Origin of the sequence: Micromonospora sp. LHW51205 (assembly GCF_003315815.1) — a bacterium.
Taxonomy (GTDB): Bacteria; Actinomycetota; Actinomycetes; order Mycobacteriales; family Micromonosporaceae; genus Micromonospora; species Micromonospora chalcea.
On the sequence record NZ_QMEZ01000010.1, the window covers coordinates 133483 to 155138 of the forward strand.

Here is a 21656-nt window from a genome sequence, read left to right on the forward strand (position 1 = left end):
CCTCATGCGGGTGATCGCCAATCCCGTTGCGCGGCACTTTCCGCCCCGGTCGGGAAATAAGGAGCGGTGTCGCGACCGCCGTCCGGTGCCGGTCCGGTGTCCGACTGCGCCCGCCGTGCCCGTCTCGGACCGTAGTGAGAGCCGAGACGGCCGGTAGTGCATCCGCCCCGGATTACGTATCCTGCCCAAGGCGTCCGGGCCGGGGCCCGGCGTCGTGGCCGGCGAACGTGACGGCCGCTGCCGGCGCCACCGAGCGACACCTTCCCGGGCGAGGTCTGATTGAACACCCGTGACTGGCCGATCCGCGCCAAGCTGACCGCGCTGGTCATCGGCCCGGTGACCGGGCTGCTGGCGTTGTGGATCTTCGCCACCACGCTCACCTTCGGGCCCGCGCTCGATCTGCTCTCCGCCCGTACCCTTCTCTACGACCTCGGCCGTCCCGGCGAGCGCGTGGTGGCGGAGCTGCAACGGGAGCGACGGCTGTCGGTGGTCCAGCTCGCCGGCCGCAGCGCCCTGCCGGCCCTGGCGGAACAGCGCGTACGCACCGACGACGCGATCGTCGAGCTGCGCCGCAAGGTCGACGGCAAGGCCCTGCGCGACGTCGCCGACGAGCAGCTCGACGGCCGCCTCGACCAGCTGGTCTCGGCACTGGACGCGCTGCCCGCCGGACGCGCCTTCATCGACGACCGGAAGGTGGACCGGTCCGGCGCCGTCGGCCTCTACAGCGGGATGATCGGTTCGGCGTTCCAGGCGTTCGGCGCGATGGCAGCGCTGCCCGACGCCCAGCTCAACCGGGAGGCGACGGCGCTCACCGCGCTGGGCCGCTCCCGCGAGCTGCTCGGCCAGGCCGACGCGCTGCTGGCCGGCGCGGTCATCGCGGGCCGGTACGCCGACGGCGAGCACGAGCAGCTGGTCCGGACCCTGGAGAACCAGCGTTTCCTGGCGGAGACGGCGGTCGCCGAGCTGCCTTCCGAGGAACGGACCTCGTACCAGCGGTTGACCGAGGGCGCCGGGTTCGTCAAGCTGCGCGCGCTCCAGGACACCCTGATCCGCTCGTCCGCGTTGCCGGCCCGGTTCGACATGGCCGGCTGGGAGGCCGGCCACGCCGAGGTGTGGCAGAGCCTGCGCGACTTCGAGCTGCGCGGCGCGGACGCCCTGGCCGAGCGGTCGGTGCCGATGGCCACCCGGATCCTCGTCCAGCTCGCCGCCGCCGGTGTGCTGGGTCTCGTCGCGATCGTCGTCTGCGTGCTGGTGGCGCTGCGGGTCGGCCGGTCGCTGGCCCGGCGGCTGACCGGCGTACGCACCGCCGCGACCGAGGTCGCCGAGCAGCGGCTGCCCGACGTGGTCGCCCGGCTGCGCCGCGGCGAGGAGGTCGACGTCGCCCGGGAGGCGCCCGAACTGGACCACGGCGGCGACGAGATCGGCCAGGTGGCGCGCGCGTTCAACGAGGTGCGGCGTACCGCGGTGCGCGCCGCGATCGACGAGGTCACCCTGCGCCGGGGGTTCAACGAGGTGATCCTCAACCTCGCCCGGCGCAGCCAGGGCCTGGTGCACCGGCAGTTGGCGCTGCTGGACCGGCTGGAACGGCGTACCGAGGACCCGGACGAGCTGGCCGGACTGTTCCAGGTCGACCACCTGGCGACCCGGCTCCGGCGGCACGCCGAGGACCTGGTCATCCTCGCCGGCGCCGCGCCCGGGCGGGGCTGGCGCCGGCCGGTCGCCGCGGTCGACGTGATGCGCGGCGCGATCTCCGAGGTCGAGGCGTACGACCGGGTCGACGTGGGTGAGGTGGCGTCGGCCGGGGTGCTCGGCCGGGCCGTCGGCGACGTGATCCACCTGCTCGCCGAGCTGATCGAGAACGCCACCGCGTACTCCCCGCCGGGCACCCGGGTGGACGTCACCGGCCGGACCGTGCCGGGCGGCTACACGATCGAGATCACCGACCGGGGGCTGGGCATGTCCGCGCCGGCCCTGGCCGCCGCCAACCGCAAGCTGGCCGAGCCGCCCGAGTTCGACCCGGCCGGCAGCGCCCGGCTGGGGCTGTTCGTGGTGGCGCGCCTGGCCGCACGGCACGGCGTGCGGGTGGAGCTGCGGCCGGCCCGTCCGGCCGGGATCGTCGCCGCGGTGTTCGTACCGTCGGATCTGATCACCGACGAGCCGCCGGTGGGCACGGACGGCCCCGCCGGGCCGGAGCGGCGGCGCCTGGCCAAGGTGACCCGGTTGACGACGGTGCCGCGTCCGGGGCGCCCGAACCGGCCGGGACGGGACCGGTCGGAGAGCACCGTGGTCCCGTTGCAGTCCGCGCGCGCCTCGACCGTGGAGCCTCCCACCGACGGCGACGGCCTGCCACGCCGGATCCGGCGGCGCGGCGCGTCCGCGCGTCCGCGCGCGGCGGTCGTGGACGCCCCGGCGTACCGCACGCCGGAGGAGGCGCGCCGGGCCATGTCGGCGTTGCAGGCGGGCACCGCGCGGGGTCGCCGGGACGGCGCCCGCGCCACCGACCCGGCCGGTGACGCCGATCCGGCCACCACCGAAAAGCCTGACACCGGTACGCCGTCCGCCACGTCGGGGCCGGCCGTGGAGCCCGCCCTGCCGGTGGCGGAGGACCGAACCGCGACTGAGAGGGACGCCTAGTGGTGTACACGACGCGGCAGAACGCCGATCTCGACTGGCTGCTCGACGACCTGGTGGAGCGGGTGCCCGCCGCACGCCGGGCGGTGGTGCTCTCGGCGGACGGGCTCCTGCTCGGCGCCTCCGGCGACCAGGACCGCAGCGAAGCGGAGCACCTGTGCGCGCTGGCGTCCGGCTTCTCCGGTTTGGCCAAGGGCGCCACCCGGCACCTGGGCGGCGGCGCGGTCCGCCAGACCGTGGTGGAGATGGAGTCGGCCTATCTCTTCGTGACCGCCGCCGGACAGGGCGCCTGCCTGGCGGTGGCGAGCGACGCCGACGCCGACATCGGCCTGGTGGCGTACGAGATGGCGATGCTGGTGATCCGGGTCGGGGAGAACCTGGCCGCGCCGGCCCGCAGCGGCGGGGGGCCGGCCGATGCGCGCTGACTCGCCCGGGCCGCAACACGAGTGGCTGGACGCCGACGCCGGTCCGGTGGTGCGCCCGTACACGCTCACCGGGGGCCGGGTGCGCCCGCCGGTGGACGGCTTCGACCTGCTGGCTTTCGTGCTCGCCACGCCGGACGCCGAGCCGGCCGGCACGCCCGGCCTCCAGCCGGAGCATCGCCGGCTGATCGAACTGGCCCGCCGGCCGAAGGCCGTGGCCGACCTCGCCGCTGACCTGGACCTCGCCGTGGGCGTGGTGCGGGTGCTGCTCGGCGACCTCCTCGCCCATGGCTTCGTCGCGGTGCACCGGCCACCGGCCACCGCGTACCTGCCCGACGACAACATCCTCAAGGCGGTGGTCAGTGGACTCCGTGCGTTATGACCGGGAGCCGGGGGTGCCCCAGGTGCCGCTGGCTCTGAAGATCCTCATCGCCGGTGGCTTCGGCGCCGGCAAGACGACGCTGGTCAGCGCGTTGAGCGAGGTCCGGCCGTTGCAGACCGAGGAGGTCCTCACCGGCGCCGGGCTCGACACCGACGACGTCTCCGGGGTGGAGCAGAAGGCGACCACCACGGTGGCGATGGACTTCGGCCGGATCACCATCAACGACGACCTGCAGGTCTACCTGTTCGGCACCCCGGGTCAGGACCGGTTCTGGTTCCTCTGGGACGAGCTGGCGTTCGGCGCGCTCGGCGCGGTGGTGCTCGCCGACACCCGGCGGCTGGCCGACTGCTTTCCCTCCATCGACTACTTCGAGCAGCGGGGCATCCCGTTCGTGGTGGGCGTGAACTGCTTCGAGGGCTCCCGGCGGTTCGGCCTGGAGGCGGTGCGCGACGCCCTCGACCTGGACCCGGACGTCCCGCTCGTGCTCTGCGACGCCCGGGACCGGCAGTCCGGCAAGCTGGTGCTGATCTCGCTGGTCGAGCACGTGGCGCGGCAGCGCGGCGAGCCGGTGCCGGTGGGCTGAGCCGCCCGCGGCGAATCTCGTCGGCCGTCGCGGGACTGATCGGACGCCTGACCGGGAAGCCTCTGGTTGGATCTGGCGGAGACAGGACCGACGGAAGGTGGGAGCGGTGACCGGGCAGGACGAGATCGTCCACATCGGCGGCTACACGGCGGAGACGGGCGGGCGGGGTGAGGGCGTCGTCGCGGCCCGGCGGGACCGGGCGACCGGCGGGCTGACGCCGCTGGGTGTCGTGGCGGTCACCCCGTCGCCGTCGTTCCTGGCCCGGCATCCGGCGCTGCCGGTGCTGTACGCGTGCAACGAGCTGCCGGACGGCCGGGTCGGCGCGTTCCGGGTGGCGCCGGACGGCGACCTCACGCCGCTGGGCGAGCGCCCGTCCGGCGGGGCCGAGCCCTGTCACGTGGCGGTGGCCCCGGACGGGCGGCACCTGTTCGTGGCGAACTACGGCGGCGGCAGCGTGGCGGTGTTCGGCCTGGACGCCGAGGGCGTGCCGGGGGAGCGCGCCGACCTGGTCCGGCACGAGGGGCACGGCCCGGACACCGACCGGCAGGAGCACGCGCACTGCCACATGGTGTCGCCGGATCCGGCCGGCGGGGCGCTGCTCGCCGTCGACCTGGGCACCGACTCGGTCTACCGGTACGACGTCGACGCCGGCTCCGGCCGGCTGACGCCCCGGGAGCCCCGGGTGAGCACTCCGCCCGGCACCGGGCCCCGCCATCTGGCCCGGCACCCGGACGGGCGGCGCGCGTGGCTGGTCGGCGAGCTGGACGCCACTGTCACCGCGTACGACCTGACGCCGGACGGGCCGCGGGAGCGGGCGCGCGTCGACGCCAGCGGGCGGGCCGGGCATGTCCAGCCGTCCGAGGTGAGCGTGGGACCGGGTGGGCGTTTCCTCTACGTGGGCAACCGGGGCGTCGGCACGGTGGCGGTCTTCGCGCTCGACGGCGAAGCGCCGGAGCTGGTGGCCGAGGTCGACACCGGCGGTGAGTGGCCCCGGCACTTCGCGTTCGCCGGTGAGCACCTGTACGTCGCCGACGAGCGGGCCGACATGATCAGGATCTTCCGGGTCGATCCGGTCAGCGGCGTGCCCGAGGTGATGGGGGAGCCGGTGCCGGTGGCGAGCCCGACCTGCTTCCTGCCGTGAGCGGACGGTCACCGAAACGACCGTCCGCAGTGGACTTCATCACTCTGAAATGACTGACCAGTAACTTAGCGTATGAGTTAGGTGATCAACTGTTTCTGCTGCGTAACTTTCGTCCGAACGGTTGTGGTGGTAACCCCACGAGGTACGCAAGATGGTCACCGTGTCTGGCCGCCATCGCATGCGTTCCAATCTCCGTGGAGCAGGCGCCGCCGCTGTGGCGGTAGCCCTGGTCGCCGTCGTGGGCGGCTCCTGGTTCGGCTACCAGCAGCTGGCCGGCCCGAACTGTTCGGGCCGGATCGAGCTGTCGGTGGCGACCGCCCCGGAGATCGCCCCCGCGGTGCGCGGCGCCGCCGACCAGTGGGTCGCCGACGGCGCCGCGGTGGGCGGCACCTGCATCGCCGTCAACGTCTCCTCCTCGGAGTCGGTCGAGGTGGCCGCCGCGGTGGCCAGCAAGCACGGCGCCACGCTCGCCGGAGTCGGGCAGGCCAGCGGCACCGCTGTCACCCCGGACGTCTGGGTGCCGGACTCCTCGACCTGGCTGGTCCGGCTCAAGAGCGGCGGAGCCAGCGCCTTCGCGCCGACGAACGGCGCCTCGATCGCGCGCAGCCCGGTGGTGGTGGCGCTGCCCGAGCCGGTGGCCTCGCGCATAGGGTGGCCGGACAAGAAGCTCCGCTGGTCCGACCTGCTGACCCAGGTCACCGCGAGTAAGCCGCTGCGGGCCGGGATCGTCGAGCCGACCCAGGACGCGGCCGGCCTGTCCGGGCTGCTGTCGCTCACCGCCGCCGCCAGCTCCACCGGCGATTCCGGCTCGCCGAAGGCGCAGGAGGCGATGGTCGGGGCGCTGCGGGCCCTCGCCACGAACCGCTCCTCGCTGCGGCAGGACCTCCTCGCGCGGTTCCCGCGCTCGTCGGACCCGACGGCGATCGCCAACGGGCTGGGCGCGGCGGCGCTGTCCGAGGAGGACGTGATCGCCTACAACAGCACGAAGCCGCCGATCCGGCTGGCCGCGCTCTACCTGGAGCCGGTGCCGATCCCGCTCGACTACCCGTTCGCGGTGCTGCCCGGCATCGAGCCGGCCAAGGCGTCCGCCGCCCGGGTGCTCTTCGAGGTGCTGCGTACGCCGGACTTCAAGGACCGGCTGGCCGCGCAGGCGCTGCGCGCGCCGGACGGCAACTGGGGGCGCGGCTTCCAGGCCCCGACGGGCGCGCCGAGCCCGGCGAACGGCGGCGCGAGCCAGGTGCCGCCGTCCGGTCAGGGCGGCGCGGCCGACCTCGACCCGGGCGCCATCTCGACGGCGACCACCACCTGGTCGGTGGCCACGCAGTCGGGCCGGATGCTCTGCGTCATCGACGTCTCCGGCTCGATGAAGAAGCCGGTCGCGACGGCGAACGGCGCCAGCCGGGAGCAGGTCACGGTGGCGGCCGCGAGCCAGGGCCTCGGGCTCTTCGACGACTCCTGGTCGATCGGTCTGTGGACGTTCTCCACGAACCTTCAGGGCTCGCAGGACTGGAGCGAGCTGGTCGGAATAAAGCCGTTGTCGAGCAACCGGGGGGCGCTGCAGCGCGGCCTCGCCTCGATCAAGCCCTCCAGCGGCGACACCGGCCTGTACGACACCATGCTCGCGGCGTACAAGAAGGTGCAGCAGGACTGGGAGCCGGGCAAGGTCAACTCGATCGTGCTGTTCACCGACGGCAAGAACGAGGACGACAACGGCATCTCGCAGAAGGAGCTGCTGGACCAGCTGAAGAAGCTGAAGGACGACGAGCAGCCGGTCCAGGTCGTCATCATCGGCATCGGCACCGAGGTGAACCGGGCCGAGCTGGAGTCGATCACCAAGGTCACCGGCGGCGGCGCGTTCGTCACCACCGACCCCAGCAAGATCGGCGAGATCTTCCTCCGGGCGATCGCGCTCCGGCCGCCCGCCCCGCGCTGACCTGAAGCTCAGCGCTAGTCTTCCGCCGTACCGGCAAATCCGGTACGGCGGAAGGCTTCCCGGGTCAAGACGCGGGATGAGAACTGACGGTAATGCGTCCGAATCAATCGGTAACCATAATTGTCCAGGCATGATGACCGGGTGCCTCGACCGCGGGCTCCACACCGGAGCCGGGCGGGGACGGGGCGGTCCTGAGCGAAGTGGGGAGGGCCGGTGACCTCGGCGACGCTGTTGACCCCTGCCACGTCGTCGCGACCCGGTGGTGAACGCCCGGGCAAGACGACACGAGCCGCGGAGCGGGCCTACATCCGGGTCCTGGTGGTGCTGGACACCACCGTGCTGGCGGTGGCCATCCTGGTCGGTTACCTGGCCCGGTTCGGCGACGAGGAGCCGACCGGGTCCGAGATCCCGTACGTCGTGGTAGCCCCGGCGCTGCTGCTGGTCTGGCTCGTCTCGCTCAAGGCGATGCGGTGCTACGACGACCAGGTGCTCGGGTACGGCGCGGACGAGTACCGCCGGGTCAGCGCGGCGAGCATGCGGCTGGCCGGCGGTATCGCGATCGCCGGGTACATCGCCGACGTCGGCGTCTCCCGGGGCTTCCTGGCCATCTCCTTCGCCGTCGGCACCGTCGGCCTGGAGGTGGCGCGGTTCGCGGCCCGCAAGCGGCTGCACCGGGCCCGCGACCGGGGCGCCGGCTGGTCGCGCAAGGTGCTCGTGGTGGGCGACACGGCACACGTGCTGGAGCTGGTGCACACGCTGCGCCGGGAGCCGTACGCGGGCTACCAGGTGGTCGGCGCGTGCATTCCGGACGCGCTGCTCGCCCCGGTGCCGCAGCGGCTGGGTGACGTGCCGGTGGTCGGCTCCTTCCGGGGCATCCCGGAGGCGGCCACCGCGATCGGCGCCGACACGGTGGCGGTCACCGCCTCCGGTGAGCTGACCGCGACCCGGCTTCGCCGCCTGGGCTGGCAGCTGGAGGGCACCGGGGTCGACCTGGTGGTGGCGCCGGCGCTGACCGACGTCGCCGGCCCTCGCATCCACACCCGCCCGGTCGCCGGCCTGCCGCTGATCCACGTCGAGGCGCCCGAGTTCCGTGGCGCCCGCAAGCTGGTCAAGGGCTTCGTGGACCGGTCGATCTCGCTGATCGCGCTGCTCGTGCTGGCGCCGCTGCTGATCGTGATCGCGCTCGCCATCAAGATCGACAGCCGGGGTCCGGTGCTGTTCCGGCAGACCCGGGTCGGTCAGGGCGGCGAGGAGTTCGGCGTCTTCAAGTTCCGCACCATGGTGGTCAACGCCGACGCCCTGCTCGCCGAGCTGGCCGCGCGCAACGAGACCGACGGCCTGATGTTCAAGATGCGCGACGACCCGCGGGTGACCCGGGTGGGCCGGCTGCTGCGCAAGTGGTCGCTGGACGAGCTGCCCCAGCTCGTCAACGTGCTGCTCGGCCAGATGAGCCTGGTCGGCCCGCGCCCGCCGCTGCCGTCCGAGGTGGCCCGCTACGACGGCGACGTGGCGCGACGCCTCCTGGTCAAGCCCGGCATGACCGGCCTCTGGCAGGTCAGCGGCCGGTCCGACCTGAGCTGGGAGGACGGCATCCGGCTCGACCTCTACTACGTGGAGAACTGGTCGCTGGCCGCCGACCTGACCATCCTCTGGAAGACGTTCGGCGCCGTGATCAACAGCCGCGGCGCGTACTGAGCGGGCCGGGTCAGGGCTGCGGGCCCAGCCAGTCCAGGCACACCACCACCGCGTCGTCCACCAGATCGCCGGCGACGAAGGCCCGCAGGTCGCCGATCAGCGACCGGACCGCGTCCAGCGGCTCCATCGGCCCGGTCCGGCGCAGGAACCGGTCCAGCGCCGCCTCGCCGTAGCGCCCCTGCTCGGTGGTGGCGTCGATGACGCCGTCGCTGACCACGAAGAGCCGGTCACCGCGCTCCAACTGGAACGTCTGCTCCCGGTAGTCGGTGCCCTCGAACATGCCGAGCGGGAACTGCTCGTCCAGCGTCTGCTCGCTGACCTCGCCGGCCCGCAGCCGCAGCAGACGGGGCGAACCGGCGTCGACCACGGCCAGCGTGCCGGTGGCCAGGTCCAGTTCGACGAGCAGCACCGAGACATGCTGCTGGCCCCGGTGCTGCGCGTAGATCGCCTGGTCGGCCAGCGCGGCCTGATCGGCCAGGGGGAGCCCGGCCCGGCGCGCGTTGCGCAGCGCGTACGTGGCCAGCGAGGCGAGCAGCGCCGCGGCCACCCCCTCACCGAAGCCGTTCAGCACCGCCAGCCAGAGCCGGTGGCCGTCGTCGGACCAGTCGAAGCTGTCCCCGCGCACCGCGTACGCCGGTTCCAGCTGCCCGGCCAGGCTGAACGACGGCCGGATCCGGCTGCGCCCGGGCAGCAGCTCCCACTGCATCTCGGCGGCCAGCGTGAGGCGCCGGCTGCGCCGGGCGGTCCGGTAGATGTCGGTGGTCGCCATGACCGCGCTCAGCTCGTGCCCGAGCACCGTGGCGATGGTGTCCAGCTCGCGGCGCGCGTCCGGGTCGGCCGGCACCGGAGAGACCCGGAGGACGCCCCGGCGCTCGCCGCGCATGCCCACCGGGAACCAGCCCACCTCGTCGGCGATCACCGGCTCCTGATGGTCGAAGGCGCGCCAGGCCGGGTGACCGGGGCGGGCGAGCGCCTCGCCGTCACCCAGCGGCAGCAGCTCGGCGAGCCGGTAGTCGACCTGGTAGAGCTCGGTGCGGGTGATTCCGTAACTCCGCGCCAGCTCGGCGGCGAGCCGGTCCACGATGAGATCCGTCGGCGCCTCGGTCAGGACCCGGCGCGCGCGGCCCTCCGCTCCGCTCATCTTTGCTCCTTTGCACAGGTCGCCGGGCAGATCCGGGGGGTAGTCTCGGGCCCACCATGACCGAAGAGCCTGGTCCCCAGGGACCTGACACGAGTATGTCCGCCGCCCTGGACGAGGCGGCAGGCACCTTGCTCGCCGTCTGGGAGGCGGCCCGGGAGCGCACCACCAGCCGGCTGTCCAGTGCCCAGTTACGCGCGATCATGGTCGTCGAGCAGTATGACGGCATCAACCTCCGCCGGCTCGCCACCCTCACCGACATGCTGCTCTCCTCCGCCAGCCGGCTCTGCGACCGGCTGGTCGCGGCCGGCATGCTGGAACGCGAGCCGGGCCGCTACGACCGGCGGGAGATCTCCCTGCACCTCACTCCGGAGGCCCTGCGGCTCCTCGCCGAACTGCGCACCGACCGGCGGCGCCGGCTGGAGCGGATCCTGGACGGAATGAGCTCGGAGGGCCGGGTGGCACTGCTGCAGGGCATGCGCGAGTTCGACGTGGTCGGCCGGCGCGGGGAGGCGACAGCGGCCGAGGGCTGGCCGGTGCTGCAGCCCTCCGGGGAGCGGATCGGTGACCCGGTCCGCCCGTCCGGCGAGCCGCCGGTGGCCCGTACCGCCTGACTTCACCCGCGGACGGCCCGCAGCCGGGCCACCACCCGGGGATGCTCGGTCAGCGCCCGCTCCAGCGTGCCGAGCACCTCGTCCAGCAGCGCCCGCCCGCCCCGGGACGTCAGCGCCTCCGCCTGCCACTCGACGAAGTCCCGCAGCAGCCGGTCGTCGTCCACCCGCACGGCCGCGATCAGCGCGTCCACCAGGTGCGCGATGCCGGTGGCGGCGTCCTCGGCGGTCTCCTCGGGCGGGTCCACCGCGGTCAGCGCGAGCCGGACCAGCTCCCGCCGCCGGTGCAGCAGGGCGACGTACGAGTCGTCGGGCGGCGGTGGTGGCGCGCCGATGTGCGTGCCCGCGGACAGCGGCCGGTCCAGCAGCGCGACGGCGTCCCGGGCGCTGGCGCCCCAGGCCGCCGCGCCGATCGTGGCGGCCCACCGGCCCTCCGGCCCGAAGCCGGGGCCGCCCGCCAATACCGGCACCCCGGCCGCGCGGCTCGCCTCCACCATCCGCGCCGCCCGGACCAGCCGGTTCGGCTGCACGCAGCTCAGCAGTACCGCGTCCGGGCCGGTCTGGTGCAGGTAGGAGACCAGGTGCCGGGCCGGCACGCTGGCGCCCAGGAACGTCACCCGCCAGCCGGCCGCCCGGACCACCTCGGCGACGATCCGGGCGGCCAGCGCGTGCCACTCGCCCTCGACGCAGGCCATCACCACGTGCCCACGTCGCGGTGCGCCGATCGTCGCGCCCACCGCGCCGACCACGAGTTCGCTGACATGGGTGGCGGCGTGCTCCTGGGCCACGCTCCAGGAACCGGTGAGCCAGCGGCGGCCGATCTCCTGCTGCGCCACCGCGACGAGGTCCACCAGGATGTCCGCGACCGGCACGCCGTCGGCGAGCAGTTCCTGCGCCAGCGCGATCGCGCCGGCCCGGTCGGCCCGGTCCAGGTGATCGAGATACGCGGCGAGCGTCTCCGGCCCGATCCGGTGCTCCGGGCTCACCCGGCGGCCAGCGCCAGCATGGCGATGTCGTCGTGCGGCTGCCCGTCCAGCCACTCGTCGACGAGCTGGAGCACCCGCTCCACGAGCGCGGCCGGCGGGAGCCCGGCACCGGAGGCGACCGCCTGGCGCAACCGGTCCTCGCCGAACATGGCCAGCTCGGTCGGGCCGCCCCGGGCCTCGGTCACCCCGTCGGTGTACGCCAGCAGCAGGTCGCCCGGCGCCAGCCGTACCTCGGCGTCGACGAACCGCGCGTCGGTGAGCGCGCCCACCGGCATGCCGCCCACCCGGACGGTCTCGATCCCGCCGCCGGCGCGGGCGACGAGCGGGGCGGGGTGCCCGCCGCCGGCCACCCGGACCCGCAGCCCGCCGCCGGGCTCGCGGCGGACCGCGCCGAGCAGGAGCGTCGTGAACTGGGCCCGGCGGGCGGCGTCCGGCGCGTCCAGCAGCGCCCGGTTGAGCAGCTCCAGCAGTTCCCGGGGACGCTGCTCGACGAGGCGCAGCGTCTGCAGCGACTGGCGTACCCGGCCGGTCAGCACTGCCGCGCCGACGCCCTTGCCGCAGACGTCGCCGAGCGCGAGGAGACCGCCCTCGGCGGTGGGGAACACGTCGTAGAAGTCCCCGCCGATGCGCAGGCTGTCCCCGGCGGCGCGGTAACCGCCGGCGAGCGTCATCCCGGGCAGGCGCGGCAGTTCCGGCGGGAGCAGGCTGTTCTGCAGCACGCGCGCCAGGTGGGCCTGCTCGCCGTACAGCTCGGCGGCGGCCAGCGCGGCGCCGGCCCGCCCGGCGAACTCCCGGGCCAGTGCGATCTCCCGCTGGTCGAAGCCGGGCCGTTCGGGGCGGCGGGCCAGCACCAGCGCGCCGGCCGGGCCGCCGGCGCTGGGCATCGGGCTGATCAGCACGGTGCCCGGCCGGCCGAAGCCGGTGGGCAGCACCTCGGCCAGGTCGGCCAGTTCGGCGTCGAGCCAGGGACTGGGCTCGGTGCGGTCGCCGTCGAGCGCCTCGACCAGCCCGGGGACGGACTCCACGGTGCGCCAGCCGGTCACGCCGGTGACCGGGCCGGAGTCGCCGGTGGCGTACCGGATCCAGTGCGGCGCGTCCTCGGCGGGCGGGGCCGGGCGGTGCACCACCACGGCGACGTCGGCCAGGTAGGGCACCGGCAGCGTGACCGCGGCGCGCAGCGTCTGGTCCCGGTGCAGGGACAGCCCGAGCCGGCTGCCGGCCCGGGCGAGGAACGCGGTCCGGGAGCGTTCGGCGAGCAGCGCGTCGGTGCGTGCGTGCTCCTCCGTGACGTCTCGGACGTACCAGGCGCCGCGCCCGGCGGCCAGCGGGCGCCGCAGCCCGCGCAACCGCCGGCCGTGGTGCTCGGTCTCGAACGTGTCCGACCCGGTGCGCGCCGCCTCGGCCAGCGCCGGCACCTGGCACCCGGCCAGGTCGACGCCGGGGGTCAGCTCCGGGAGCAGGTCGGTGGCCATCGCGTTGACCAGGGCCACCACGCCGGCCGGGTCGACTGTCACGACCGCTTCGGCGAGCCCGTCCAGCAGCTCCTGGGCGAGCCGGTCGTCAGCCGGGAGCGCGGCCCCGGCCACCCGCCGGGGTCGCTTCCTCCAGGCGTGCCCACCGCCGCTGACCGGCCCCGCGACACCGCCCCGGCGCGCGGCTGTCACCTCAGGTGGCCGGGCGCTTCGGTCAGTCGACCCCTGCGCATGCTGTCGGTGCACTCCTCGCTCGGCGGACAGGTTGCCTGGCGGCAAGCGTACCGAGCGCGGGCACGTAATGCCCGTCCAGGAACGGCCGGATCAGGCGCTGCGGGCCAGCCAGCCCACCGGCCGGTCGACGATCCGGCGGACCACCGAGCCGGCTCCGCCGACCGCCGCGGACTGCGCCCCGAGCACGGCCGGGCGTACCTCGACCGGTGCCCAGGCGGCGGTCAGCACCCGCCGGGAGATCTCCGCCACCACAGGCGGCCGCAGCCAGGGGGCGAGCGGGGCGTATCCGCCGCCGAGCACCACCGTGTCCAGGTCCAGCAGGTTCACCACGCCCGCCACGGCGACCCCGAGGGCGGCGCCGGCGTCGGCCAGGGCGGTCAGCGTGGCCGGGTCACCGGCGTCGGCCAGGTCGGCGAGCCGGGTGGCGGCGGTGTCGGCGGGCAGTTCCGCGCCGGGCAGCCCGGCGGCGGCCAGGATCGCCTCCTGGCCCGCGTACCGCTCCAGACAGCCCTGGCCGCCGCAGCGGCACGGCCGCCCCTGCGGCTGGACCGGGAAGTGACCGATCTCTCCGCTCCAGCCGCGCGCGCCCCGGTAGAGCGAGCCGTCCAGCACGATTCCGGCGCCGATGCCGATCTCGCCGGTGATGTGCAGGAAGCTGCGGGGCCCGGCCGGTCGCGCGTACAGCTCGCCGAGCGCCGCCAGGTTGGCCTCGTTGTCGACCACGAGCGGTGGCACCCCGTCGACCGGCTCGGCCAGCGAATGACCGGCCAGCAGCGCCGGCACGTCCACGTCCCGCCAGCCGAGGTTCGGCGCGAGCCGGACCAGGCCGCCGTCGCCGACCAGGCCGGGCACGGCGAGCGCCGCGCCGGCCAGGGTCAGTCCGTCGCGTACGGCGGCGGCGCGCGCCTCGGCGGCCAGCGCGGCGAGCCGGGCGAGCGCGTCGGCGGGGGAGACCGGGCGCAGGTCGGCGCGGCGGACCAGGTGGTGCCGGACCGTGCCGGTCAGGTCGACGACGCAGGCCGCCAGGTAGTCGACGTTCACCTCCAGGCCGAGCCCGGCCGGGCCGTCGGAGGCGAGCACCAGCCCCCGGGCCGGCCGGCCCGCACCGGTACGCGGCTCCGGCTCCGCCTCGGCGACCAGCCGGCCGGCGATCAGGTCGTCGACCACGGCGGAGACGGTGGCCCGGGTCAGGCCGGTGTCGGCGGCGATCCCGGCCCGCGAGGGCGGCCGGTCGGCGGCGGCGATCCGCCGGAGCACCACTGCGAGGTTCAACTCGCGCAGGCTGCCCTGCCGGACCGCCCCGGCCGTTCTGGCGCTTGTCACCTCTTGACACTGCCACATCGCCGCCATTTAATTCAACCGCTGAACAAATCGCGGACGACACCACCACTGGAGGTCTGCCATGGCACCCCGTCCCACCCCCGCGGACAAGTTCTCCTTCGGCCTCTGGACGGTGGGCTGGCCGGCCCGTGACCCGTTCGGCGACGCGACCCGTCCCGAGCTGGACGCCGTCGAGGCCGTGCACCGGCTCGCCGAGCTGGGCGCGTACGGCATCACCTTCCACGACGACGACCTGGTCCCGTTCGGCGCGGACGCCGCCACCCGCGACGCCCGGCTCAGCCGCTTCCGCAAGGCGCTCGACGAGACCGGCCTGGTCGTGCCGATGGTCACCACCAACCTGTTCAACCACCCGGTGTTCAAGGATGGCGGCTTCACCAGCAACGACCGCGACGTGCGGCGGTACGCGCTGCGCAAGGTGCTGCGCAACATCGACCTGGCCGCCGAGATGGGCGCGAAGACGTTCGTCATGTGGGGCGGCCGGGAGGGCGCCGAGTACGACGTCGCGAAGGACGTCCAGGCCGCGCTGGACCGCTACCGCGAAGCGGTCGACCTGCTCTGCGAGTACGTCGTCGACAACGGCTACGACCTGCGCTTCGCGCTGGAGCCGAAGCCGAACGAGCCCCGGGGCGACATCCTGCTGCCCACCGTCGGCCACGCGCTCGGCTTCATCTCCACCCTGGCCCGCCCGGAGATGGTCGGGCTGAACCCGGAGGTCGGGCACGAGCAGATGGCCGGGCTGAACTTCGCCCACGGCATCGCCCAGGCGCTCTGGCAGGGCAAGCTGTTCCACATCGACCTCAACGGCCAGCGCGGCATCAAGTACGACCAGGACCTGGTCTTCGGCCACGGCGACCTGCTCAACGCGTTCGCCCTGGTCGACCTGCTGGAGCACGGCGGCCCGAACGGCGGCCCGGCCTACGACGGCCCGCGCCACTTCGACTACAAGCCGTCCCGCACCGAGGACATCGCCGGCGTGTGGGCCTCCGCCGAGGCGAACATGCGCACGTACCTGCTGCTCAAGGAGCGGGCCGCGGCGTTCCGCGCCGACCCGGAGGTGGTCGAGGCGCTCGCCGCCGCCCGCGTGGCCGAGCTGGCCAGCCCGACGCTGAACCCCGGTGAGGGCTACCGCGAGCTGCTCGCCGACCGCACCGCGTTCGAGGAGTTCGACCCGGAGGCCGCCGGGGCGAAGGGCTTCGGCTTCGTCCGGCTCAACCAGCTCGCCGTCGAGCACGTGCTCGGCGCGCGCTGAGGCGGGCCGCCATGCCGCTCGTCGCGGGGGTCGACTCGTCGACCCAGTCCTGCAAGGTGGTGGTCCGGGACGCGGAGACCGGCGCGCTGGTCCGGCAGGGCCGCGCGCCGCACCCGCCCGGCACCGAGGTCGACCCGTACGCCTGGTGGGAGGCCCTGCGGGCGGCGGTGGCCGAGGCCGGCGGCCTGGCCGACGTGGCAGCCGTCTCGGTCGGCGGCCAGCAGCACGGCATGGTCTGCCTGGACGCCTCCGGTGAGGTGGTCCGGCCGGCGCTGCTGTGGAACGACACCCGGTCCGCCGACGCGGCCCGGGACCTGGTCGAGGAGGCCGGCGGCGGGGAGACCGGCCGCCGGTTCTGGGCCGAGGCGACCGGCGCGGTGCCGGTGGCCAGCTTCACCGCGACGAAGCTGCGCTGGCTGGCCCGGCACGAGCCGGACCACGCCGACCGGGTGGCCGCCGTGTGCCTGCCGCACGACTGGCTCACCTGGCGGCTCGCCGGCGCGCCCGGCCTGGACGCGCTGCGCACCGACCGAGGCGACGCCAGCGGCACCGGCTACTGGTCGCCGCGCACCGGCGAATACCGGCTGGACCTGCTGGAGCGGGCCTTCGGCCGGCGCGTGACGGTGCCGGTCGTGCTCGGCCCGGCCGAGGCGGCCGGGCACCTCGACCCGGCGGTGCTCGGCGACGGCGCGGCGTCCGGTACGGCCGGGACCCCGGGAACCGGTGCCGCCTCCCCGGTGCTCCTCGGGCCGGGCACCGGGGACAACGCCGCCGCGGCGCTCGGTGTCGGCGCCGGTCCGGGCGACGTGGTCGTCTCGATCGGCACCTCCGGCACCGTCTTCGCGGTCGCGGACAACCCGGCCGCCGACCCGAGCGGCGCGGTGGCCGGGTTCGCCGACGCCACCGGCCGGTTCCTGCCGCTGGTGTGCACGCTCAACGCGGCCCGGGTGCTCGACGCCACCGCGACCCTGCTCGGCGTCGACCTCGACACGCTCGGTGAGCTGGCCCTGTCCGCGCCGCCCGGCGCCGACGGGCTGGTCCTGGTGCCGTACCTGGAGGGGGAGCGGACGCCGGACCGACCGCACGCCACCGGCGAGCTGAAGGGCCTGACACTGCGCACCTCGACCCCGGCGCACCTGGCCCGGGCCGCGGTCGAGGGGATGCTCTGCGGGCTGGCCGACGGTCTCGACGCGCTGCTCGCCCAGGGCGCCCGCGCCGACCGGATCATCCTGGTCGGGGGCGGCGCCCGGTCCGCCGCGGTACGGCGGATCGCGCCGCAGGTCTTCGGCCGCCCGGTGGTGGTGCCGCCGCCCGGCGAGTACGTGGCCGACGGCGCGGCCCGGCAGGCCGCCTGGGTCGCGCTGGGTGGCGACACCCCGCCCACCTGGTCGGTCGGCGACACCGAGGAGTACACCGGCGAGGCGGTCCCCGCCATCCGCGAGCGCTACGCCCACGCCCGGGGGTAAGGAAGGGCCCCTTCTTAACGCCTGCGGTAGAGGAGGGGCCCCTTCTTAACATGCGCGTCGGCCGGGGGCGGTGTCCCGGAACCGGCCCGCACCTGATTGGCTGCCCTGCATGACGGGCACGAAGGTCTCCCGGCGCGGGAACGCGGCACACCGGTTCTACAGCGTCGTCGTCTTCGTGGTGCTCGCCTCGCTGGACAACGTGGCGATCGGCCTGGTGCCGCCGCTGTACGGGCCGATCTCCACCGCCCTCGACGTACCCCAGCGGATGCTCGGCCTGGTCACCGCCGTCAGCTTCCTGGTCAGCGCGGTGGCGGCGGTGGGCTGGGCGTACGTGGGGGACCGCACCAACCGCAAGCCGCTGCTCATGGTCGGCACGCTGCTCTGGGCCGCCGGCACCGCCGGCAGCGCGCTCGCCGGAGGGTACGCGACGTTCCTGGCCGCGCAGTTCGTCGGCGCGGTCGGGCTGGGCGCGGTGGGCTCGGTCGGCTTCTCCGTGGTCACCGACCTGATCTCACCGCGCCGCCGCGGCCTGGTGATGAGCTTCTGGGGGCTGTCCCAGGGCGTCGGCACGCTGGCCGGGACGCTGCTCGGCGGCGTGCTCGGGGCGACCGACTGGCGGCGGCCGTTCCTGCTGCTGACCGGCGTGGGTCTGGCCGCCACGGTGGCGTACCTGTTCACCTACGACATCCGGCGCGGGCAGAGCGAACCGGAGCTGGCCGGGGCGATCGACGCCGGGAACGAGTACGACTACCGGATCAGCCGCGCCGACCTGCCCCGGATCCTGGCCCGCCGGACCAACCGCTGGCTGATCCTGCAGGGGCTGACCGCCCAGGCCGCGTTCGGCTCGCTGGTCTGGCTGCCGGTGCTGTTCAGCCAGCGGGCCGAGGCGCAGGGCTACTCGCCGGCGACGGCCGTGGTGGTGGGCAGCGTCTTCGCCACCCTGTTCCAGCTCGGCGGGGTGTTCTCGATCGTGGGCGGCCTGGTCGGCGACGCGCTGCAACGGCGTACGCCCAGCGGCCGGGCCACCGTCGCGGCCGTCGGCATCCTCGCGGCGCTGCCGTTCTACCTGGTCCTGTTCTTCGTGCCGATCCGCATCGACGTGCCCGACGGCGCCGGGGCGGGCGCGGTGGTGACGGCGGTGCTGTCCAGCGTGCTGACCGAGCCGACGGTGGGGCTGAGCCTGCTCACCGCCGTGGTGGCGCTGGCGCTGACGTCGGCGAACTCGCCGAACTGGTTCGCGCTGATCGCCGACGTCAACCCGCCCGAGCATCGGGGCACCGTCTACAGCCTGGGCAACCTCGTCAACGGCGTCGGGCGGGCGGCCGGCAACGGGCTGGTCGGGGTGGTGTTCGCCGCGCTGCGTACGGCCTTCCCGCCGCCGTTGAACTACGCGGTCGGGCTGGCCGCGTTCCAGCTCTTCTTCATCCCGACCGGGATCATGTACTGGCTGGCCGCGCGTACGTCGCCGCGGGACATAGCGCAGGTGCACGACCTGCTGCACGCCCGCGCCGACCGCCTGGAAGGAAGGGCCCCTTCTTAACGGTGAGTGTTAATAAGGGGCCCTTCCTATACCGGAGGCGTTAACAAGGGGCCCTTCCTTACACCACCCGGAACCAGACGGTGACGTCCGTCGGGACCGTGGCGTCGTCCAGCGGCGCGCTCGACACCAGCACCTGCGCGCCGGCCGGCAGCGGCGCCGGGTCGGCGCCGAAGTTCGTCAGCACGGTAAGGTCGCCGTTGGTGAACGTGAGCACCTCGTCGCCGGAGGACAGGAACCGCAGCGGGCCCCGGGCCAGCGCGTGCTCGCGGCGCAGCCGCAGCGCGGTCCGGTACAGCTCGTACGTCGACCCGGGCACGCCGCGCTGCCGGTCCAGCGCGTACTCGGCCCAGGTCGACGGCTGGGGCAGCCAGCTCGCGTCGGTCGGCCCGAAGCCGTACGACGGGGCGTCGGCCTCCCACGGGATCGGCACCCGGCAGCCGTCCCGGCCGCGCTCGGTGTGCCCGCTGCGCGCCCAGGTCGGGTCCTGGCGGGCCTCGTCGGGCAGCGTGGTGTGCTCCGGCAGCCCCAGTTCCTCGCCCTGGTAGAGGTAGGCGGAGCCGGGCAGCGCGAGCATCAGCAGGCTGGCTGCCCGGGCCCGGCGCAGACCCAGCGCGGCGTCCGGCTGCGGGTCGTCCACGCCGACGCCGTTGGCCCGGCCACCGGCGGTGCCGAGCCCCAGCCGGGAGGCGTGCCGGACCACGTCGTGGTTGGACAGGACCCAGGTGGTGGGCGCGCCGACGGAGTCGGTGGCCTCCAGCGAGCGGGTGATCACCGCGTACTGGGCCGGCGCGGTCCAGGCGGCCAGCAGGTACTCGAAGTTGAACGCCTGGTGCATCTCGTCCGGGCGCACGTACCGGGCCAGCCGCTCGGCCGGCTCCACCCACGCCTCGGCGACCAGGATCCGCTCACCGGGGTACGAGTCGAGGACCCGCCGCCACTCCCGGTAGATCTCGTGCACGCCGTCCTGGTCCCACATCGGCGGGCGCGGCTTGTCCACCTCGCTGCCGGAGAGGATCTCCTGCGGCTCCTGCCAGTCGGCCAGGTCGGCCTGCTTGATCAGGCCGTGCGCCACGTCGACCCGGAAGCCGTCCACGCCCCGGTCCAGCCAGAAGCGCAGCACGTCGAGGAACTCCGCGCGCACCTCCGGGTTGTCCCAGTTGAGGTCGGGCTGGCCGGAGTCGAACAGGTGCAGGTACCACTGCCCGTCGGGCAGCCGCGTCCAGGCGGGGCCGCCGAAGACGCTCACCCAGTCGTTCGGCGGCTCGGCGCCGTCCGGGCCCTTGCCGTCGCGGAAGACGTAGCGCTGCCGCTCCGGGCTGCCCGGCGCGGCCGCCACCGCCGCTTCGAACCAGCGGTGCGCGGACGAGGTGTGGTTGGGCACCAGGTCGACGATCACGCGCAGCCCGCGGGCCTTCGCCTCGGCGATCAGCTTGTCGGCGTCGGCGAGCGTGCCGAACAGCGGGTCGACGTCGCGGTAGTCGGCCACGTCGTAGCCGGCGTCGGCCTGCGGGGACGGATAGAACGGGGACAGCCAGAGCGCGTCGACTCCCAGCTCGGCGAGGTGGTCGAGCCGGGAGGTGATGCCCGGCAGGTCGCCGATGCCGTCGCCGTCGGAGTCGGCGAACGAGCGCGGGTAGACCTGGTAGATCACCGCCTCGGTCCACCAGCCGGTGCCCGGGGCCTGCTGCGTCGCGTCGGTGTTCAGCGCCTTACTCCTGTCTGGGTGGTGCGGGGGACGAGCAAGTTGGTTCAGTGTGCCCGCGGCGGCGCTGTCGATTCGCGCACCACCAAGCGAGTGGGGAGGATCACCGGGGGTGGCGTCCCGTCGTCGGTGCCGGCGCCGCGCGGCGCGGGCACCAGGCCGGGGTACGGCTCGGTGGCCCGTACGCCGAGCGGGTCGAGCAGGATGCGGGCGGCGAGCAGTCCCTGGTCGGCGGCGGGCTGGGCGATCGTGGAGAGCCCGAGCACACCGGCGAGGTCGTGGTCGTCGATGCCGATCACGCTCACGTCCTGCGGCACCCGTAGCCCGGCGTCGCGCAGCGCGGTGATCGCGCCCATCGCCATCTCGTCGCAGGCGGCGAAGATGGCTGTCGGCGGCTCGCCCCGGGCCAGCAGTTCGGCGGTGGCCCGGGTGCCCCCGTCGATGGTGAATCGCGACTCGACGTCGAGGCTCGGGTCGGGCCGCAGCCCGGCGGCCCGCAACGCCTCCTGGTAGCCGCGCCGCCGGTCCAGGTGGGTGGTGAAGGCCAGTTCGTCGTCCGGGTCGCCGGAGATGTGCGCGATCCGGGTGTGGCCGAGGTCGAGCAGGTGGCGGGTGGCGGTCCGGGCGGCGGCCACGTCGTCGATCCGGACGCAGGGCCACCCGGGCACCTCGCTGCCGGAGCTGATCGTCACGCCGGGCAGGTCCAGGTTCGTCAGCGCGTGCACGTCCGCCGCGCGCAGCGGGGTGGCGACCAGGATGATCGCGTCCACGCGCTTGTGCAGGCTTGCCGTGCGCAGCACCCGCTGGCGGGTGTGCTCCCGGCCGCCGAGGTTGTAGAGCAGCAGGTCGTAGCCGCTGTCCTGGAGGAACTCCTCGACCGCCTCGACCACTGTGCCGAAGAACCACCTGGTGATCCGGGGAACGACCACCGCGACCGTGCCGGTCCGGCCGCCGGCCAGCCGGCTGGCGCTCGGGGACACCGCGTACTGGAGTTGTTCGGCGGCGGCGAGCACCCGGCGGCGGGTAGCGGCCGAGACCGTCGGCAGGCCGCGCAGCGCCCGGGAGACGGTGGCCGTGGAGACTCCGGCCAGGCGGGCGACGTCGTCAATTCTGGTCATCGTGTGGGCTCC

General features: G+C 74.5%; 17 protein-coding genes. 11 read left to right on the top strand and 6 right to left on the bottom strand.

Features of this window, described 5'->3' with window-relative positions; translation table 11 throughout:
• Nucleotides 1–279: 279 nt before the first annotated feature.
• From DQE82_RS27670 to DQE82_RS27700, 7 genes are all read left to right on the top strand, one after another.
• Nucleotides 280–2634, top strand: a complete 2355-nt coding sequence (locus DQE82_RS27670; RefSeq protein ID WP_064447789.1) for a nitrate- and nitrite sensing domain-containing protein — start codon at nt 280–282, stop codon at nt 2632–2634.
• Complete coding sequence (locus DQE82_RS27675; RefSeq protein WP_043328791.1) at nt 2634–3056, top strand: roadblock/LC7 domain-containing protein; 423 nt, start codon at nt 2634–2636, stop codon at nt 3054–3056. The genes DQE82_RS27670 and DQE82_RS27675 overlap by 1 nt, the downstream gene beginning before the upstream one ends.
• Nucleotides 3046–3435 (top strand): DUF742 domain-containing protein, encoded by a 390-nt coding sequence (locus DQE82_RS27680; protein ID WP_030502282.1) that lies wholly within the window; start codon nt 3046–3048, stop codon nt 3433–3435. The genes DQE82_RS27675 and DQE82_RS27680 overlap by 11 nt, the downstream gene beginning before the upstream one ends.
• Nucleotides 3416–4018, top strand: coding sequence for an ATP/GTP-binding protein (locus DQE82_RS27685; RefSeq protein ID WP_113974643.1), 603 nt, complete (start codon nt 3416–3418; stop codon nt 4016–4018). The genes DQE82_RS27680 and DQE82_RS27685 overlap by 20 nt, the downstream gene beginning before the upstream one ends.
• A gap of 106 nt (nt 4019–4124) precedes the next feature.
• Nucleotides 4125–5159 carry a lactonase family protein gene (locus DQE82_RS27690; RefSeq protein WP_176722729.1) on the top strand — a complete coding sequence of 345 codons (1035 nt, stop codon included), beginning with the start codon at nt 4125–4127 and terminating at the stop codon, nt 5157–5159.
• A 178-nt stretch (nt 5160–5337) separates the two neighbouring features.
• Nucleotides 5338–7092, top strand: coding sequence for a substrate-binding domain-containing protein (locus DQE82_RS27695; RefSeq protein ID WP_051611375.1), 1755 nt, complete (start codon nt 5338–5340; stop codon nt 7090–7092).
• A 213-nt stretch (nt 7093–7305) separates the two neighbouring features.
• Complete coding sequence (locus DQE82_RS27700; protein ID WP_043328795.1) at nt 7306–8787, top strand: sugar transferase; 1482 nt, start codon at nt 7306–7308, stop codon at nt 8785–8787.
• Nucleotides 8788–8797: 10 nt separating this feature from the next.
• Here DQE82_RS27700 and DQE82_RS27705 read toward each other — a convergent pair whose 3' ends face one another.
• Complete coding sequence (locus DQE82_RS27705) at nt 8798–9928, bottom strand: PP2C family protein-serine/threonine phosphatase (RefSeq protein WP_113974644.1); 1131 nt, start codon at nt 9926–9928, stop codon at nt 8798–8800.
• A gap of 95 nt (nt 9929–10023) precedes the next feature.
• On the opposite strand from DQE82_RS27705, the gene DQE82_RS27710 reads away from it, so the two are divergent.
• Complete coding sequence (locus DQE82_RS27710) at nt 10024–10539, top strand: MarR family winged helix-turn-helix transcriptional regulator (RefSeq protein ID WP_064447786.1); 516 nt, start codon at nt 10024–10026, stop codon at nt 10537–10539.
• A 2-nt stretch (nt 10540–10541) separates the two neighbouring features.
• Here DQE82_RS27710 and DQE82_RS27715 read toward each other — a convergent pair whose 3' ends face one another.
• The 3 genes from DQE82_RS27715 to DQE82_RS27725 all read right to left on the bottom strand — a co-directional run bounded on the left by DQE82_RS27715 (nt 10542) and on the right by DQE82_RS27725 (nt 14578).
• Nucleotides 10542–11522, bottom strand: a complete 981-nt coding sequence (locus DQE82_RS27715) for a B12-binding domain-containing protein (RefSeq protein ID WP_113974645.1) — start codon at nt 11520–11522, stop codon at nt 10542–10544.
• Nucleotides 11519–13108: a PP2C family protein-serine/threonine phosphatase gene (locus tag DQE82_RS27720; protein WP_233514812.1), complete on the bottom strand. Its 1590-nt coding sequence runs from the start codon at nt 13106–13108 to the stop codon at nt 11519–11521. Before DQE82_RS27720 ends, DQE82_RS27715 begins: the two co-directional genes overlap by 4 nt.
• Before the next feature lie 210 nt (nt 13109–13318).
• Nucleotides 13319–14578, bottom strand: coding sequence for an ROK family protein (locus DQE82_RS27725; RefSeq protein WP_113974646.1), 1260 nt, complete (start codon nt 14576–14578; stop codon nt 13319–13321).
• A 52-nt stretch (nt 14579–14630) separates the two neighbouring features.
• On the opposite strand from DQE82_RS27725, the gene xylA reads away from it, so the two are divergent.
• The 3 genes from xylA (at nt 14631) to DQE82_RS27740 (ending at nt 18824) form a co-directional block, all read left to right on the top strand.
• Nucleotides 14631–15818: a xylose isomerase gene (gene xylA, locus DQE82_RS27730; protein WP_113974647.1), complete on the top strand. Its 1188-nt coding sequence runs from the start codon at nt 14631–14633 to the stop codon at nt 15816–15818.
• A gap of 11 nt (nt 15819–15829) precedes the next feature.
• Nucleotides 15830–17284, top strand: a complete 1455-nt coding sequence (gene xylB / locus DQE82_RS27735; RefSeq protein ID WP_113974648.1) for a xylulokinase — start codon at nt 15830–15832, stop codon at nt 17282–17284.
• Between the two features lie 109 nt (nt 17285–17393).
• A complete protein-coding gene (locus DQE82_RS27740) occupies nt 17394–18824 on the top strand; it encodes an MFS transporter (RefSeq protein WP_043328800.1) in 1431 nt (476 codons plus the stop codon).
• 58 nt (nt 18825–18882) lie between these two features.
• Here DQE82_RS27740 and DQE82_RS27745 read toward each other — a convergent pair whose 3' ends face one another.
• Together DQE82_RS27745 and DQE82_RS27750 are read right to left on the bottom strand one after the other, a co-directional pair.
• Nucleotides 18883–20529, bottom strand: a complete 1647-nt coding sequence (locus tag DQE82_RS27745; protein WP_113974668.1) for an alpha-amylase family glycosyl hydrolase — start codon at nt 20527–20529, stop codon at nt 18883–18885.
• 44 nt (nt 20530–20573) lie between these two features.
• A complete protein-coding gene (locus tag DQE82_RS27750; protein ID WP_113974649.1) occupies nt 20574–21644 on the bottom strand; it encodes a LacI family DNA-binding transcriptional regulator in 1071 nt (356 codons plus the stop codon).
• Nucleotides 21645–21656: the final 12 nt, after the last annotated feature.